This is a genomic window from Streptomyces speibonae (genome assembly GCF_984686075.1).
Map to the genome: position 1 here is coordinate 6691538 of NZ_OZ480260.1, position 16486 is coordinate 6708023.

The 16486-nt window shown below is 73.9% G+C and carries 10 protein-coding genes and 4 pseudogenes; 6 read left to right on the top strand and 8 right to left on the bottom strand.

Annotated elements, in window-relative coordinates; genetic code table 11:
* Positions 1-89: 89 nt before the first annotated feature.
* Entirely contained in the window at positions 90-869 is a 780-nt protein-coding gene (locus tag AC5L3C_RS30105; RefSeq protein WP_493652118.1) for a DUF8842 C-terminal domain-containing protein, read from the bottom strand.
* 556 nt (positions 870-1425) lie between these two features.
* On the opposite strand from AC5L3C_RS30105, the pseudogene AC5L3C_RS30110 reads away from it, so the two are divergent.
* Positions 1426-2081: pseudogene (locus AC5L3C_RS30110) on the top strand (transglycosylase family protein).
* Between the two features lie 11 nt (positions 2082-2092).
* Here the strand turns inward: AC5L3C_RS30110 and AC5L3C_RS30115 are convergent.
* The 4 genes and pseudogenes from AC5L3C_RS30115 to AC5L3C_RS30130 all read right to left on the bottom strand — a co-directional run bounded on the left by AC5L3C_RS30115 (position 2093) and on the right by AC5L3C_RS30130 (position 6668).
* On the bottom strand, positions 2093-2746 hold the full coding sequence (locus AC5L3C_RS30115) for an ABC transporter ATP-binding protein (RefSeq protein ID WP_493652120.1): 654 nt from the start codon (positions 2744-2746) through the stop codon (positions 2093-2095).
* Positions 2743-3627: pseudogene (locus tag AC5L3C_RS30120) on the bottom strand (ABC transporter ATP-binding protein); the annotation flags it as partial. The pseudogene AC5L3C_RS30120 and the gene AC5L3C_RS30115, both read right to left, overlap by 4 nt.
* 576 nt (positions 3628-4203) lie before the next feature.
* A pseudogene (locus AC5L3C_RS30125) lies at positions 4204-6170 on the bottom strand (ABC transporter permease subunit); the annotation flags it as partial.
* Positions 6171-6182: 12 nt separating this feature from the next.
* Positions 6183-6668 (bottom strand): hypothetical protein, encoded by a 486-nt coding sequence (locus AC5L3C_RS30130; protein WP_493652122.1) that lies wholly within the window; start codon positions 6666-6668, stop codon positions 6183-6185.
* A gap of 133 nt (positions 6669-6801) precedes the next feature.
* Between AC5L3C_RS30130 and AC5L3C_RS30135 the strand changes: the two genes are divergently transcribed.
* The 3 genes from AC5L3C_RS30135 to AC5L3C_RS30145 are packed head-to-tail and all read left to right on the top strand — an operon-like array spanning position 6802 to position 9741.
* A complete protein-coding gene (locus AC5L3C_RS30135) occupies positions 6802-7371 on the top strand; it encodes an MTB12 C-terminal domain-containing protein (protein WP_493654085.1) in 570 nt (189 codons plus the stop codon).
* A complete protein-coding gene (locus tag AC5L3C_RS30140) occupies positions 7340-8641 on the top strand; it encodes an ABC transporter substrate-binding protein (protein WP_493652124.1) in 1302 nt (433 codons plus the stop codon). The genes AC5L3C_RS30135 and AC5L3C_RS30140 overlap by 32 nt, the downstream gene beginning before the upstream one ends.
* A 59-nt stretch (positions 8642-8700) precedes the next feature.
* On the top strand, positions 8701-9741 hold the full coding sequence (locus tag AC5L3C_RS30145) for a helix-turn-helix transcriptional regulator (protein ID WP_493652126.1): 1041 nt from the start codon (positions 8701-8703) through the stop codon (positions 9739-9741).
* Here AC5L3C_RS30145 and ctaD read toward each other — a convergent pair.
* Positions 9626-11317: pseudogene (gene ctaD, locus AC5L3C_RS30150) on the bottom strand (aa3-type cytochrome oxidase subunit I); the annotation flags it as partial. The gene AC5L3C_RS30145 and the pseudogene ctaD overlap by 116 nt on opposite strands.
* A 422-nt stretch (positions 11318-11739) precedes the next feature.
* Here ctaD and AC5L3C_RS30155 point away from each other — a divergent pair.
* Positions 11740-11955, top strand: a complete 216-nt coding sequence (locus AC5L3C_RS30155; protein WP_125507726.1) for an I78 family peptidase inhibitor — start codon at positions 11740-11742, stop codon at positions 11953-11955.
* Between the two features lie 10 nt (positions 11956-11965).
* Here the strand turns inward: AC5L3C_RS30155 and AC5L3C_RS30160 are convergent, their stop codons facing one another.
* Together AC5L3C_RS30160 and AC5L3C_RS30165 are read right to left on the bottom strand one after the other, a co-directional pair.
* A complete protein-coding gene (locus tag AC5L3C_RS30160; protein WP_493652128.1) occupies positions 11966-12967 on the bottom strand; it encodes a phosphatase PAP2 family protein in 1002 nt (333 codons plus the stop codon).
* Between the two features lie 231 nt (positions 12968-13198).
* Complete coding sequence (locus AC5L3C_RS30165; RefSeq protein WP_493652129.1) at positions 13199-14536, bottom strand: glycosyltransferase family 39 protein; 1338 nt, start codon at positions 14534-14536, stop codon at positions 13199-13201.
* Positions 14537-14803: 267 nt separating this feature from the next.
* On the opposite strand from AC5L3C_RS30165, the gene AC5L3C_RS30170 reads away from it, so the two are divergent.
* Entirely contained in the window at positions 14804-16402 is a 1599-nt protein-coding gene (locus tag AC5L3C_RS30170) for an MFS transporter (RefSeq protein WP_493652131.1), read from the top strand.
* The last annotated feature ends 84 nt before the right edge of the window (positions 16403-16486 follow it).

Below are 16486 nucleotides of genomic sequence, written 5' to 3' on the forward strand. Positions count from 1 at the left end.
GCTCACCAACGGATGCGGCCCTTTCGGGGCTTTCGCCGGTTGAGCGGGGGTCGTGCCCCGGCCGCTTCGGCCGCGCCCCGGCGGGCCGGTCAGATACCGGCGAGCGGCAGCGCGGCGGCGACCAGCTTGCCGTTCGCCGCCGCCTTGTCCAGCGCGTCGCGCAGCAGGTCCTCGCGCGGCTGACGGCCGATGGAGCCGACCGGGGCGGCGAACATCAGCACCTGCTGGAGCTTGTTGGCGGCCGTCCGCCAGCCGTCGGTGACCTGGAGCGGCTGGTGGGCCTGCCACCAGGCCACCGGACGGCCGCCGCTCGGATTCGGCTGGAGCACGGCGTGCAGCTGGCCCGCGGCGAGCAGCACCGACCAGCCGTGCAGCGCCGGAGGCACGGCCGCCAGCTCGGTCAGGGGCATGAAGCCCTGCTCGATGAGCAGCGGCAGGAAGTCGTCACCGGCGCCGAGCGAACCGGGCCGCGCGACCGGCGCGGTCGGCTCGACGACGAGCGCCGGGTGCAGCTCGTCGGCGATCAGGACCAGTCCGCTGGTCACCCCGAGCACGGCCTGCTCGGGGGTGACCTTCGCGGGCTCCGGCTGGGCGGCGCCGCCGATGGCCCGCACGGCACCCTGGAGCTGCTCCTCGGTGACCTGCACGACCTGCGAGGGCAGACAGGTGGAGTGGGCGAAGGCGAGCACGGCGGTCTCGTCCCCGATGAACAGAACGGTGCTGGTGCGCTCCTGCTCCGGGTCGCCCGGGGTGCGGCAGGAGGTGCAGTCGTAACTGCCCGGGGCGGACTCTCCGGCGAGCAGGCGGGCTGCTTCTTCGTCGCCGATCTCGGCGCGTACCTCGTCGCTGACGTCGAGCATGCGCGGCACGGGTGGCTCCCTCGGGATGCGGTGCGTGGCGAGACCGGGTGGCTCCCGGCCCGTGGTCCGGGTGGGTCCCCGGCTCATGAAGAAGACAACGGGCGATCTGTGGCGGGAGTCACGCCCCAGGGCGAACGGAATCGAACCATCCGGCGCACAGGGTCACGTCCGGTGCGGAATCCGGCACTCATCGTCAACTGCGTGTGGACGCAAGGGTGTTGAACGAGTGAGGTGGCTCACAGGCGGAGCGGCGCGCTGGTCGACAAATCCGGAAATCAAGGAATGAAGTGGGTGGCCGGAAATCGCCGATACCCGGGGTAAGGGCCAACTGGCCTGGCACGACGGGGCATTGGTTGATCCCGGCCGCGGGGGCTCCATAGATTCCTCCGCCGTGTGCAGCGAGCACCGCTCGGGTACGTCCGCCGACCGCACGAACCGCACCACCGCACGAACCGCACCACCGCACGACCCCGCAGGCGGACGGGGCGAACGCGGGTCACGCGCCCCACGGCGCGGGGAACCGCGCTGCGCCCGGGGACCCCCGAGTCCGTGAGGAAGGACCCTCATGTCCGAATGTGCCGATAACACCGCAACCACCTCCGCACGGCCCGTACGGCGACCGTCCTGGCCGGAGCGGCACTGCTCGCCCCGCTGGGACTGCTGGCTGCGACGGGCAGCTCCACCGCGGCGGACAACGGAGTGTGGGACCGCATCGCCCAGTGCGAGAGCGGCGGCGACTGGCACATCAACACCGGCAACGGCTACTACGGCGGACTGCAGTTCGCCGCCTCCACCTGGCGCGACTACGGCGGCACGGCCTACGCGCCGACCGCCGACCGGGCCACCAGGTCCCAGCAGATCGCGGTCGCCGCCAAGGTGCAGCGCGCGCAGGGCTGGGGAGCCTGGCCGACCTGCTCGGTCCGCGCGGGAGCGTTCGGCCCCGCGCCCGGCGCGGCCCCGGCGACCACGGAGCGGGCCCCCGCGCGGCAGCGGTCCTCGAAACCGGCGGCGTCCGCCACGCCGGACACCGCGGCAGGCCGGGCGGACCGGCACACGGACCGGGGCACGTCCCGCGGTGACTACACCGTCCGCGCGGGAGACACACTGAGCCAGATCGCCGCGCGGCACGGCACGAGCTGGCAGCGGCTCCACGAGGCCAACCGGTCCGTCATCGGCGACGATCCCGACATGATCCTCCCCGGGCAGCGGCTCCGCGTCTGATCCGCCCCTCGCTACGAAGCACGCGACCGGGCGAGTTCGCCCGCCTCACCGGCGAACACCACCGAGCCCCGGCGCAGTTCGTACACGAAGGCGGGGCGGCCGTGCAGGGCGGGCGGCAGCCGCTGCTCGGCGAGGACCACGCACGCGTCGAGCCCGGCGAGAAGCTCGTACGTCCGCGCCGCCACCGCCGGTGACATGCCCTGGGCGGGCTCGTCGACGAGCACCACGCGGGGGCGTGCCAGCCACACCCGGGACAGGGCCAGCATGCGCTGCTCCCCGCCGGAGAGCGTGCCGGCCCGGCGCTCCAGCAACGGCTCCAGCCGTGGGTAGGCGGTGAGGGCGGGCGCCGGGTCGGAGGCGGTGAGGGCGAGGTTCTCGCGCACGGTGAGCGAGCCGAACACGGCCCGCCGCTCCGGCACCAGGCACATTCCGCGCCGGGCCCGCTCGTACGCCGGTACGTCCGTCACGTCCCGCCCGTCCCACCACACCGAACCGCCGGACAGCGGTACGGCACCGGCGAGCGCCCGCAGCACGGTCGAGCGTCCGGAGCCGTTGCGGCCCAGCAGCACGGTGAGGCCGGGGCCCGGGGCGGTGAGGCCGACGCCGTGCAGGGCCTCCAGCGGGCCGTAGCGCACGCGCGCGTCGCGCAAGGAGACGGTGGTCACGGTCCGCTCGCCTCCCCGAGGGTGTCCAGGACCCGCCCCGGGGGCCCCGAGGCGACGATCCGCCCGGCCGTCATCACATGGACGACATCGGCGAGATCGGCGACCAGATCGAGGTCGTGCTCGACGACCAGGAGCGCCGTGCCGTCGGCGGCCAGCGCCTTCAGGATCCGCGCCAGGGCGGCGATCTCGGCGGTGTCGAGGCCGGCGGCGGGTTCGTCGAGCAGGAGCACGCGCGGGGCGGTGGCGAGGGCCCGCGCGAGCTCCACCCGGCGCAGGGCACCGGTGGGCAGCCCGGCCGCGGGCCGCGCGCGGGCGGGCCCGTCCAGTCCGAGGAGCCGCAGCATCCGCTCCACCACGCCCGGCCGGGCCCGGCGGCCCTGCTCGGCGCCCACCCGCACGTTGTCGGCCACGGTGAGCGTCGGGAAGACCGCCAGTTGCTGGAACGTCCGTGCGACACCGAGCCGGGTGCGGGCCTGCGCGGGCAGCCGGGTGATGTCCCGGCCGTCCAGCAGGACGGCCCCCCGCGCGGGGCGCACGGTTCCGGCCAGACAGTGGAACAACGTGCTCTTCCCGGCTCCGTTGGGCCCGACAACGGCGGTCACCCGCCCCGCCGGAACCCTGATGTCCACCCCGTCCAACGCGGTGAACCCGCCGTAGCGCACATACAGCCCCCGTGCCTCGAGCACGCCCCCGCCGTCGTCGAAGGTGCCGGGCCCCCCGAACGCCCCGCCGGCGCCCGCGCGCCCCGTGCCCTCAGGACCCCCGCCCCTTGCCGCACGCCCCCGGGCCGCCCTGCCGGGCGCCCGCCCGGCGGCACCCTGCGGGGGCCCGACACGCCCACGCCCCCCGCCCCCCGCGTCCCGGCCACGTGGCCCCCGCCTCGACAACCCCTCCTCCGCCACTTCCCCGGCATCGGCCCGCTGGTCGCCGGGGAGGGCGGGGCGTCGGTCTCCGGTCGCTGTGTCCGGCCCACCGTCGTGTCGTGGGGGGTGGGTGGGGTGTGTCTCTCCGGTGTCGGCGGGGTGGTCGGCCGGGTGGGACGGGGGGCGGTGCGCTGGAGCCGTGCCGGGCTGGTTGTCCCGGCGCTCGGAGCGGCCGGCGGGTGTCGGCGGGGTCTTGTCGGTGTCGGTGGGCTGGTCGCCGGGGAGGGCGGGGCGTCGGTCTCCGGTCGCTGTGTCCGGCCCACCGTCGTGTCGTGGGGGGTGGGTGGGGTGTGTCTCTCCGGTGTCGGCGGGGTGGCCGGCCGGGTGGGACGGGGGGCGGTGCGCTGGAGCCGTGCCGGGCTGGTTGTCCCGGCGCTCGGAGCCGCCGGCCCGTGTCTGCCGGGTCTCGCCGGCGTCGGCGGGGTGGCCGGTCGGTGTGGTGCCGGGAGCGCTGTCCTGGCGTTGCGCGGCGGGCCGCGGCTGCGGTGTGCCGCCGGTGGACGCGGGACGGAGCTCGGCCGTACGGGGCCGGGGCCCGGGGCGAGGTTCGGCCGTGTGCGGGCGAGGTCCTGGTGAGGGACGCGGGCGTCGGCGGAGGGGCGTACCTCCGTCGGTGTGCGTGCCCGTGCCCGTCGCCGTGGCCCCCGTGAGAGCCGGGACCGGGGCCGGTGCGGGGTCCGGACCACGCAGGCGGTGGCGTACTCGGGCGCCCAGGGGCGTCAGCGCCGGGCGGCGGGAGAGGCGGCGCAGGCGGTCGTAGGGACCGTCGGGGAAGCGGCCCGTCAGGACCGCCAGGACGCCGATCACGGCCGCCGCCACACCCCCGCGCGTGCCCGCGTCCAGACCGACCAGCAGCGCCGCCCCCAGCAGCGCCCCCAGCGCGCTGTCCGCCCCCAGGACCACCACCGCGGTGAACCACAGCAGACCCCGCACGGGGTCGTACGCGGCGGGGTCGAAGGCGCGCAGCCCCATGCCGAGCATGCCGCCCCCGAGCGCGGCCAGCGCGGCGCCGGCGACGAAGGCCCAGAGCTTCAGCGACGGCACCCGCACCCCCGCCGCCCGCGCCCCCGCATCGCGGCCAGCGCACGCCCCGTACGGCCCCGGCGCAGCGCCCAGACCGCCGACAGCGCGAGCGCCAGCAGCACCAGCTCCAGGACGTAGTACGCGCGGTCCCCGTCGAAGCCCGCCGGCCGGCCCAGACCCAGCCCCGCCGTGGCGTACGGCTGGTCGAAGACGAAACGGCTCACGCCGACGCCGACCGCGAACGTCGCGAGGGCCAGCGCCAGCCCCCGGCGGCGGATCGCGGGCCAGCCCGTCAGCAGGCCGAGCGGAGCGACCAGGGCGACCGCCACCACCAGCGCGGCCAGCTCCTCGAGCGCGGGCAGGCCGGGGAAACGCCCGGCCGCCAGCAGCGCCGTGAACAGCGCGCCAAGACCCGCGTACGCCGCCTGCCCGAGCGAGATCTGTCCGCCCCGGCCGGTGACCACCACCAGGGACAGCAGGATCACCGCCAGCGCGGGCACCTGCACCGCCGTCCGCAGATCGTCCCCGGCGAAGCCCAGCGGCAGCAGCAACAGCGCCCCGGCCGCGATCCGGACGCCCGGCGGCGCCGGCACGCGTGCGCCGGTTGCGCGCGGAAGCGCGTCGTGCGCGCCGACGCCGGGCAGCACCAGCGCGGCGAACAGCAGCGCCACGACGAACAGGTTGGCGCCGACCGCCTGGAGCAGCGGCTCGCCCCACCCGGACGGGTGCAGCCGCGTCAGCTGACTCTGCGCCACACCGATGCCCAGCGCGACGACGACCGCCACCGTCAGACCGCGCATCCGCGCGGCGACCGCGACCGCCACCACCTCCATCACGAGCAGCGGCAGCCCGTACGGATCGAGCCGTACGTACGGCGCCAGCAGCACCCCTGTCAGACCCGCCGTGAACGAGCCGAACGCCCAGCCGGCCGCCGCCACCCGGTCCGCGTCCACCCCGGCGAGCACGGCCAGCTCCCGGTTGTCCACCACGGCCCGCAGCTCCCGCCCGAACCGCGTGCCGCGGATCACCGCCGCGGCCCCCGCCGCCAGCACCGCCACCACCGCGAGCTGCCCCCACGGCTCGGCCGCCACCAGCACCGGCGCGTCGTCCCGCGCACCCTGCCCCCACACCAGCGCCGCGCCGCCCACCAGCAGCACGAACACCCCGATGGACGCCACCAGCGTCCGCGCCGGATCACCGCCCCCCACGGACAGCGGCCGGAACACGAACCGCTCCAGCACCACGCCGATGCCCGGCGCCACGACCAGCAGGGTCAGCGCCGCGGCCGACCACAGCGGCCAGCCCTCGTCGACCACCAGAGCGCGCAGCACATACGCACACACCATGGCGATCGCGCCGTGCGCGAAGTTCAGTACCCCGGTCGCCCGGTAGGTCACGATCAGACCGATCCCGGTGAGCGCCGCGGCGGCGCCCACCGCCAGCCCGGCCAGGGTGAGGTCGTACGTCAGCGAGGACATCGGCGGCGCACGTCAGCCGGTCCCGTCGGCGGGTTCGCAGATCGGGCACGGCCCCAGCTCACCGCTCGCGATCAACGTGCCGTCCACCGGTACCGCCTCCGCCTTCCCCGCGACCAGCGGGCAGTCCGCGCGGTGCCACAGCGTCCCGCCCGGCACCATCAGCATCTCCCGGCCGACCGCGACCGGCGCGCCGGCCGGCCGTCCGGAGGCATCGGCGCCGGCGTCGGCCGGCCCGGCGTCGACCAGGAGGCCGTACAGCTCCTCCACGCGGAGCGCGGCCGCGGCGCCCCGGCCGTGCGCGAGCAGCACCGCCCCGGCGACGAGCAGCGCGGCCCCGGGAATCGTGCAGGACGCCAGGTAGGGCAGCTGCCGTTCGGCGTAACGCTCACCCGAGACGCCGTACCAGCCGAGGACGCACAGCACCGCGCCCGCGGCGAGGGCGGCCCAGCCCGCCCACAGCGCGGGGTGGGCGGTCCGCAGCCGGGCTGTCCGCGTCATGGCTCCCACCCCTCGGGGGTCCCGTCCGTGTGCCTGTCCATGTCAGCCGATGGCTTGCACTATGCCCCCTGGAAGCCGACCCTGAAAGCACCGGGCGGACATGGCCCGGACCGACACCCGATTGGTGAGCCAGATGGTTCTCGGCAGCGATCTCAGGCGGGGGAACGCGAAGAGAGGACGTGGCCCACGGGCGGCGGGGCGGGGCACGGCGCTGACCGCCGCCCTGGTGCTGGTCCTCGGGCCGGTTCTCACGGCATGCGGCGACGACGGCGGAGGCGGCGAGAGCCCGCCCCCGACGACGCCGGACCGTACGACGAGCGCACCGGGCACCGCGCCCGCGAACCGGCCGGCGGCCGAGCAGGAGATCCGGCAGAACTGGGAGAAGTTCTTCAGCCCCGACACCTCCCTGAACGAGAAGAAGGCCCTGCTGGAGAACGGCGAGACGATGGGGCCCGTCCTCGACGCGTTCAGCGGTGACGAACGGGTCGGACAGGTGCAGGCGCAGGTCAACGACGTCACGTTCACCTCGGCGACCCGGGCGGACGTGTCCTTCTCCCTGACCCTCCAGGGCGCCACCGCCCTGCCGGACGCCTCCGGGACCGCCGTCGAGCAGGACGGCACCTGGAAGGTGTCCGTCAAGTCCCTGTGCGCGCTGGTGCAACTGAGCGGCGATGGCTCGACGCCGGACATCCCGGGCTGTTAGCGCGCTCGCCGCGGCCCTGCTGCTGGCCCTGACCGCGGCGTGCGGCAGCCGCCTGCCGGAGAGCGACTTCGAGGGCGGGGACCGCCGCCCGCCCGCCTCCACGCGGGCCACGGGCGAGCCGTTGCGGGTCGGCATCATCACCAGCGCCACCAGCCCAGTCGGCGGCAGCGCCTTCACCGGCCCCCGCGACGGCGCCCGCGCCTGGTTCGACCGGCTCAACGAGCGCGGCGGCATCGACGGCCGCCGCGTCGAGGTGCGCCTGTGCGACGACGGGGGCAGCGGCGTCGGCAACAACGAGTGCGTCCACCGGCTGATCGACGAGGACAAGGTCCTCGCCCTGGTGGCCACCACCGCCCTGGACTACGCGGGCGCCTCCCGGGTCTCCGACGCGGGCGTCCCCGACATCGGCGGCCAGCCCATCGGCACCGCCTACGACACCTACCCGCACCTCTACGGCATCTACGGCAGCGACGCCCCCAGGAACGGCACCCCCGGCTGGGACGGCACGCTGTACGGCGGCACCGAGGTCTACCGCTACTTCAAGCGCGAGCACGGCGCCCGCACCGCCGCCGTCGTCTCCTACAACCAGTCCGCGTCCGCCGCCTACGCCCGCCTGGTGGAACGGGGCCTGAAGGCCGAGGGGTACGACGTCGTCACCGAGCAGCTCGACTTCGCACTGCCGAACTTCCGCGCGGTGGCCGCCGATCTGAAGGAACAGGGCGCCGACCTGGTCTTCGACGCCATCGACGGCCACGGCAACGCCCGCCTCTGCCAGGCCATGGACGATGTCGGCGCACAGGTCACCGCCAAGGTCACCAACGTGCAGAACTGGACGTCCAGCGTCGCGGAGGACTACAAGGACGCCCCGCGCTGCCGCAACGCCCTGTGGGCGACCGGCTCCAGCCGCAACTACGAGGACACCGGCCACGACGCCGTGAAGGAGTTCCGCGACGCCACCGAGGACCTGCCGACGCACTCCCAGTGGCAGCTGGAGGGCTGGGCCGCCGCCCGCTGGTTCACCGACGCGGCGACGTCCTGCGCCCGCACCGGCATCACGCGCGCCTGCGTCGACGCCTTCGTCGACGGTGCCGACGGCTACACCGCGGGCGGACTGCTGCTGCCCGTCTCGTTCACCCCGTCGCCAGAGCCGCCGAGGACCGCCAGGACCTGCCTGTCCGTGGCCCGTTGGCGCGACGGGCAGGGCTGGGTCACCCAGGGCGACATGAACCGCACCTGCTTCCGCGTGCCGCAACTCGCCTACGAGCCCTGAACCCCGGCTCCCGCCCTTGCGGACAGCACCTGTCCGCGGGGCCTGGCAGACTCGCCGCCATGTTGGAGACCTCGGCACGTCTGCTGCGCCTGCTGTCCCTGCTCCAGGCCCACCGCCAGTGGTCGGGCGCCGACCTGGCCGAACGGCTCGGGGTCAGCGCCCGCACCGTGCGCCGGGACGTGGACCGGCTGCGCGAACTCGGCTATCCGGTCAACGCCGGCCCGGGCACCGGCGGCGGCTACCAGCTGGGCGCGGGCGCGGAACTGCCGCCGCTGCTGCTGGACGACGAGGAGGCCGTGGCCGTCGCCGTGGGGCTGCGCACCGCCGCCGGACAGGGCGTCGAGGGCATCGGCGAGACCTCCGTACGGGCCCTCGCCAAGCTGGAGCAGGTGCTCCCGGACCGGCTGCGCCGCCGCGTGGGTGCCCTGAACGCCTACACCGTGCCGATGCTGCGCGGCCCGCGCGCGGACGCCGTCGACCCCGCCGTGCTGACCGAACTGGCCCACCTGTGCCGGGACGCCGAGCGGCTGCGCTTCGCGTACCGGGGGCACGACGGCACGTCCACGCGGCGCACCGTGGAACCGCACCGCCTGGTGTGCTCCGAGCACCGCTGGTACCTGGTCGCCTGGGATCTCGACCGCGAGGACTGGCGCACCTTCCGCGCGGACCGCATCACCCCCGCACCGCCGCACGGGCCGCGCTTCGTCCCGCGCGAGCCGCCCGCCGACGACCTCGCCGCCTATGTCTCCCGGGGCGTCTCCACCCACGCGTACGCCGCGCACGCGGTGATCCGCCTGCTGGTGCCGCTGGAGGAGGCCGTCGAGCGGATCTCACCCTCCACCGGGACGCTCGAGGCGGAGGGCCCGGACAGCTGCCTGCTGCGGACCGGGGCGGCGAGCCTGGACGTGATGGTGGTCCATGTGATGCTGCTGGGCTTCGACTTCGAGGTGCTGGAACCGGTCGCGCTGATCGACGCGGTCAGAGCGGCTCATGACCGGCTCGCTCGCTCCTTGGCTCGGGCTGGGACGACAGGGCCGCGTACTCGGGATGGTGCAGGTCGAACGCCGGCGACTCCGAACGGACCCGGGGCAGGGTCGTGAAGTTGTGCCGCGGCGGCGGACACGAGGTCGCCCACTCGAGGGAGCGGCCGTAGCCCCAGGGGTCGTCGGCCTCGACCCTGGTGCCGTACCTGGCCGTCTTCCAGACGTTGTAGAGGAACGGCAGTGTGGACAGGCCGAGCAGGAAGGAGCCGATGGTCGAGACGGTGTTGAGCGCGGTGAAGCCGTCGGCCGCCAGATAGTCCGCGTAGCGGCGCGGCATGCCCTCGGCGCCCAGCCAGTGCTGCACCAGGAACGTGGTGTGGAAACCGATGAACAGGGTCCAGAACTGGATCTTGCCGAGCCGTTCGTCGAGCATCTTCCCGGTGAACTTGGGCCACCAGAAGTAGAACCCGGCGAAGGTCGCGAAGACGACGGTGCCGAAGACGACGTAGTGGAAGTGCGCCACCACGAAGTACGAGTCCGTCACATGGAAGTCCAGCGGCGGCGAGGCGAGCAGCACCCCGGTCAGCCCGCCGAACAGGAACGACACCAGGAACCCGGTGGCCCACAGCATGGGGGTCTCGAAGGACAGCGAGCCCTTGATCATGGTGCCGGTCCAGTTGAAGAACTTCACCCCCGTCGGCACCGCGATCAGGAAGCTCATGAGGGAGAAGAACGGCAGCAGCACCGCGCCCGTGGCGAACATGTGGTGCGCCCACACCACGACCGACAGGCCGGTGATGGCCATGGTGGCGCCCACCAGGGTCAGATAGCCGAACAAAGGCTTGCGGCTGAAGACCGGGATGATCTCCGTGACGATGCCGAAGAACGGCAGCGCGATGATGTAGACCTCGGGATGGCCGAAGAACCAGAACAGGTGCTGCCACAGCAGAGCCCCGCCGTGGGCGGCCTCGAAGACCTGGGAGCCGAACCGCCGGTCCGCCTCGAGGACCAGCAGCGCCGCCGCCAGCACCGGGAACGCCAGCAGGATCAGGATGGACGTGAAGAGGGTGTTCCAGGTGAACAGCGGCATCCGGAACATCGTCATCCCGGGGGCCCGCATGCCGATGATGGTCGTGATGAAGTTGACCGCGCCGAGGATCGTGCCGAAGCCGGACAGGGCGAGGCCCATGATCCACAGGTCGGGGCCGAGGCCGGGGGAGTACTGCATGCTGTTCAGCGGGGCGTAGGCGAACCAGCCGTAGGCGGCCGGACCCCCGGTCACCGCCAGGGACCCGAGCACGATCAGCCCGCCGAAGAGGAACAGCCAGTACGAGAGCATGTTGAGCCGGGGAAAGGCCACGTCGGGCGCGCCGATCTGCAGCGGCATCAGTTCGTTGGCGAACCCGGCGAAGCTGGGCGTCGCGAACAGCAGCAGCATGATCGTGCCGTGCATCGTGAACAGCTGGTTGAACTGCTGGTTGTCGACGATCTGCAGTCCCGGCCGGGCCAGCTCGGCGCGCATGACCAGCGCCATGACGCCGGCGACGAGGAAGAACGCGAACGACGTGATCAGGTAGAGATGGCCGATCTTCTTGTGGTCGGTCGTGGTCAGCCAGTCGATCACCACCCGTCCGGGCCGCCGCCGGCGAGGGTGCTCCGGCAGCTCCGTCGCCCGAACGGTCTGCGTCCCCATCGCTCGCCCCTTCGCTCGTCGCGCGCCGGGCCCGGCCGGAGCCCGCGCCTCCGGTACCCCGGGCCCACGCCATGATGCTCGTCCCCCAGGGCACTCCCGACAGAGGGCGTGGCGGACCGGTGTGGAGAACGAGCACTTTGTGTGTGCACGGGTTTCGGCGGTCAAACACGGAGGAGAAAAGGAACGGCGTCCCGGGACCGCTTCCCACGGCACTTTCCGCCGGGGTTTATGGCGGCGCCGGTGTGACACGCGAGAATTACGTTCGAATACTTCGGAAGGCGTACCGAAGAGGCCATCCGGGTGACAGTCATCGGCATGAACGGCTGTCGTGATCCTGTGACACAAGTGTGACCACCGGGGGACGCTTCGCTCGTTCCCGGCCCGGACTTCCGCGGTCACGGGCCAGGGCATAGCGTGGCCGTATGGCTTCCATTCCGACACCCCCCGCGGAACCCGACGACAGCCCCGAGGCCTATGTCGGCCTCGCCGCCGAGAGGGCCGAGCGCCTGGCGCGCGAGCGCGGCTGGCCGACGGTGCGGGCGCTGGCCCCGGGGACGATCATCACGATGGAGTACCGCGTGGGCCGGCTGAACTTCGAGGTGAAGGACGGCCGGGTGGCGCGGGCCTGGAAGGGCTGACCCCCGGCCGTCAGGGACGGGTCGCCGACGTCGTACCGCGCGGGTGGCGGTCCGGGTGCGGCGGGCGGCGGCTGCCCGCCGGGGTGACCGGGGAGCGCTCGGCGCGGGTGGTGTGCGGGCCGGGCGCCAGGTACACCGGCGACCGGGACGGACGGCCCGCGGCCACCGGCTCGGGAGTCTGCTCCGCGCGGCCGGTGAGCGGCTTGAGCACGACGGGCCGCCCGACCACCGGTCGGGCCGTCGCGGCACGGGCCCCGCGGGCCCGCCAGCGGTCGCGCAGACCGAGGATCCGGGCCTCGGCACGCGCGATCGTTGGCTCGAACCAGGGCAGCGCGAGCAGGATCAGCAGGCCCGCGGCCCAGCCGAGGATCACGTCGCTCAGCCAGTGCGTCCCGATGTAGACGGTGGAGAGCCCCACGCCGAGCGAGGTCACCGCGGACAGGGCGGACAGCCAGCGGCGCGCTCTCGGGGTCGAGGCCAGGTAGGCCAGGATTCCCCACGTCACCACGGCGTTGGCGGTGTGGCCGCTGGGAAATATATCGCCGCCGAGCCACATCTCGTTCGAGCCGATCTCGGTGGCGTAGTGCGGCCCGAGGCGCCCCATGCCGTACTTCGCGGCACCCACGGTGATGTTGAGCAGCAGCAGTGAGACGCCCAGCGCGAGCAGCGGACGCAGGGTGTGCTGCCGCCAGGACCGCCAGCCCAGCCAGGCCGCGACCATCACGGCGGTCGGGCCGCGCTGGCCCAGCACCACGTAGTAGTCGACGAAGGCGTGGATCTCCGGCCACTGCTGATAGGGACGGAAGAACATCACCTGCCAGTCCAGCCGGACCAGCCAGGAGGTGACCACTACGGCCCACACGATCGCCATGTAGAAGGCCAGGGTGGCGCCGAAGAGCACCATCCGGTGCCGGCTCATTCGCGGCATGCCGATGTGAGCCGGTCGTTCCGGCTCTCGGTCCAGCCTCGCGAACACCCGGTCCAGACGGGTGTGGTTCCGTTCGGTACGCACCCAATCGACGTTACAGCGAGTGAGCGCGGAACCCCGACGAATCAGCGTCTTTGTGATGACGATGTGATGTGGGATTCCTCTCAGAACGATCTTTATTTCCGGTGAATCCGCGCCATGGCCTTCAATTACCACGACCGGGCGGAGCGTCGGTTTTTCCGCGCTTTTGAATTCGTTCACCGGGGCCTGGCGCGGATTTTTCCCGCCGCTCATCGTCCGAGTGGAGGGGCGGCGTCAGGGCGGCCCCGAGCCGTTCAGCCAGGAGGCGCCGTACACCGCCGAGGCCACCGCGACCGCCCCGACCACCAGTGCCGGCCGGGGTGCGCGCAGCCGGGCCAGGGCCAGGGCCGGCGGCAGCAGCAGGGGGAACGCGGGCAGCAGCAGCCGGGGCTTGGAGCCGAAGTAGCTCGACGCGCACAGCGCGAGCGTGGTGATGACCCCGGCGTACACCAGCAGCGGGAGCGGCTGCCGCTGCCGTACGCAGACCACGTACAGCCACACCACGAGGCAGACCCCGAAAAGCAGTCCGAGGCCCGCCAGGGCGGACGGGAACGAGGTGAACTCGGCGGCGACGAAGCGGGCGAATGCGTAGCCGCCGTCGAACCCGTTGCCCCACCCGGCCTGTACCTCGAGATATCCCAGTGGACCGTTCCCGGTCCGGTGGCCCACCCACAGAACGTAACCGGCGGCCCCGAGGGGCGCGAGCAGCACGCCGAGGATCCGGCGCACGCCCAGGGCGCGCTGGGCGGGGAGGGCGCCGTCCGGGGCGCGCACACGCCGGGCGGCCGCGTCCGGACCGGCGCTCCCATCGCCCCGCGCGCCGTCCGGCGCTCCCGCGCTGCCGCTCCCCACGAAGGAGGTGCCGCCGCGCCCGGAGCCGGGGCGTTCCCCCAGAAAGGAGCCGGAGCGGTCCCCCAGAAAGGAGCCGGGGCGTTCCCTCAGAAAGGAGACAATGGCCGCCGCCCACACCGCCGCGACCACCGCGAGCCCCACCGGCCGGGTCAGCCCCGCCAAGCACGCCAGCACCCCCGCCGTCACCCAGCGGCCGGTCAGCACGGCGTACAGCGACCACGCGGCGAGCGCGGTGAACAGGGACTCGCTGTACGCCATCGACTGCACGATCCCGACCGGCACCACCGCCCACAGCAGCACCGCGTGCACCCCGGCCCGCGGCCCGTACACATGGTCCGCCACCGCGAAGACGCCCCATGCCGCGGCGAGCGAGGCGAGCACCGAGACGAGGAACCCCCCGTCGGCGTACGACAGCGGCGACACCGCCGCCACCAGCCGCTCCAGCCACGGCAGCAGCGGGAAGAACGCCAGGTTGGAGTGCACCTCACCGCCCGGCAGCCGCACCTCGTAGCCGTATCCCAGCTCGGCGACCCGCGTGTACCAGAGCGCGTCCCAGCGGGCGGTCAGCAGCGTGTACGCGTCCTTGCCGTGCGCCCGGCTCCACAGGAACAGCACGGCCAGGCCCAGGGCCCGCACGGCGGCGTACCCGAGGAGCGCCGATGCCGCCCGGCGCAGGGCTCCGGGGAGGGCGGGGACAGCACGGGTCTCGAGATCGTTCACGGGCCCGATTATCGACCCGGCGCGCAGCCGGCCCGCCCCGCGGACCGTCCGCACCGGGCGAGCGGACGTGGCGCACGCCACACCGGTCCGCCGGAACTGTTGAGAGGCCCGCCCCTCGACCTCCGGCCGCACTGGCGTACTCTGACGTGTCACTCGCCGCTCGTAGCGCGGGCCGGAGACGCCGCTCCTTCTCCGGCCGAGTCACGGGGGAGTCCCCACCCCCGTGAGCCCGCCGAGCGCGAGGGAACTTCTGGGAGGTACGTGTACATGTCCGGGACGACCACGGCCGCCTCCGCGCTGCGCCGTCGGGCGGCCGGGGCCGGTGCCAACCGCTGGGTGGTACTCGTCGTCCTCTGCGTCAGCCTGCTGCTGGTCGCCGTCGACGCCACGGTGCTGCACGTGGCGGTCCCCGCCGTCACCGAGGACCTCAGGCCCGGCGCGGTGGAACTGCTCTGGATCGTCGACGCCTACCCCTTGGTCTGCGCCTCGCTGCTGATCCTCTTCGGCACCCTGGGCGACCGGGTCGGCCGCAGACGTGTGCTCCTCCTCGGCTACGCCCTGTTCGGCGTCGCCTCCGGCCTGGCGGCCCTCGCGGACAACGCCCAGGTGCTGATCCTGGCGCGGGCCCTGCTCGGCGTCGGCGGCGCCATGATCATGCCGGCCACGCTGTCGATCCTGCGCCAGGTCTTCCCGGACCGGCGCGAGCGGGCGCTCGCCATCGGCCTGTGGAGCGCGGTCGCCGCGGTGGGCGCCGCGGTCGGGCCCCTGCTCGGCGGCTTCCTGCTGGAGCACTTCTGGTGGGGCTCGGTCTTCCTGGTCAACATCCCGCTGATGCTGGTCAGCCTGCCGGTGGGACGGATGCTGCTGCCGGAGTCGAAGGGCGAAGGCGACGGCCCCTGGGACGTGGCTGGCGCGCTGCTGGCCGCCGCCGGACTCTTCGCGCTGGTCCTCGGCGTCAAGCGGCTCGGCGGGCACTCCGTCACCGCCGTGTGGACGCTGCTGCCGCTGCTCCTGGGCGCCGGACTGCTCGCCGCCTTCGTGCGCCGGCAGCGGCGCCGCGCCCACCCGCTGGTCGACCTGCGGATGTTCGCCCGCCCGGCGTTCAGCACGTCCGTGGGCTGCATCGTGCTGGCGATGCTGGCCCTGGTGGGTCTGGAACTGATCGCGGCGCAGTACCTCCAGCTCGTCCTCGGCCTCTCCCCGCTGGAAACCGGACTGCGCCTGCTGCCGCTGACGATCGCCGCGATGGCGGCGGGGCTGGCGGGCGCGCGCATGCTGCGCCGGTTCGGCCCGCGCCGCATGGTCGGCGCGGGCTTCTGCCTGACGGCCGGCGCCGTGGTGCTGCTGACCGCGATGGGCGGACACGACAACGCCCCGCTGCTGCTCACCGGCTTCGTCCTGCTCGGCTTCGGCCTGGAGACCACGCTGTTCGGCGCGTACGAGTCGATGCTCAGCGAGGCGCCGCCGGAACAGGCCGGCGGGGCGGCCGCGATCGGCGAGACCTCGTACCAGCTGGGCGCCGGGATCGGGATCGCGCTGCTCGGCAGCGTCATGAACGCCGCCTACGCGCCCGGTCTCACCGGTGTGCCCGGGGTGCCCACGACGGCCTCCGCCGCGGCGGAACACTCCCTGGGCGAGGCCTACGAGGTGGCGGCGCAGCTCGGCGGGCCGGCCGGGGACGCCCTGCGGCACGCGGCGCGCCACTCCTTCGTGCACGGGCTGCATGTGACGCTGCTGGTGAGCGCGGGGCTGCTGCTACTCGGGGCGGTGATGGCGCTGCGGCTGCCGCGGGTGATGCAGTGCGAGGCGGAGGCCGTGGAGCTGCCGGCGCCCCGGGAGGCGGTGAAGTCCCGTGTCTCGGTGTGACCGTTTCGGTCCCTCACCCGCGCGCCACCCGTTCACCGTTTCCGGAGAGGCGGGCGTCGCCCGTGGGGGCGGGGCGCCGTCGGC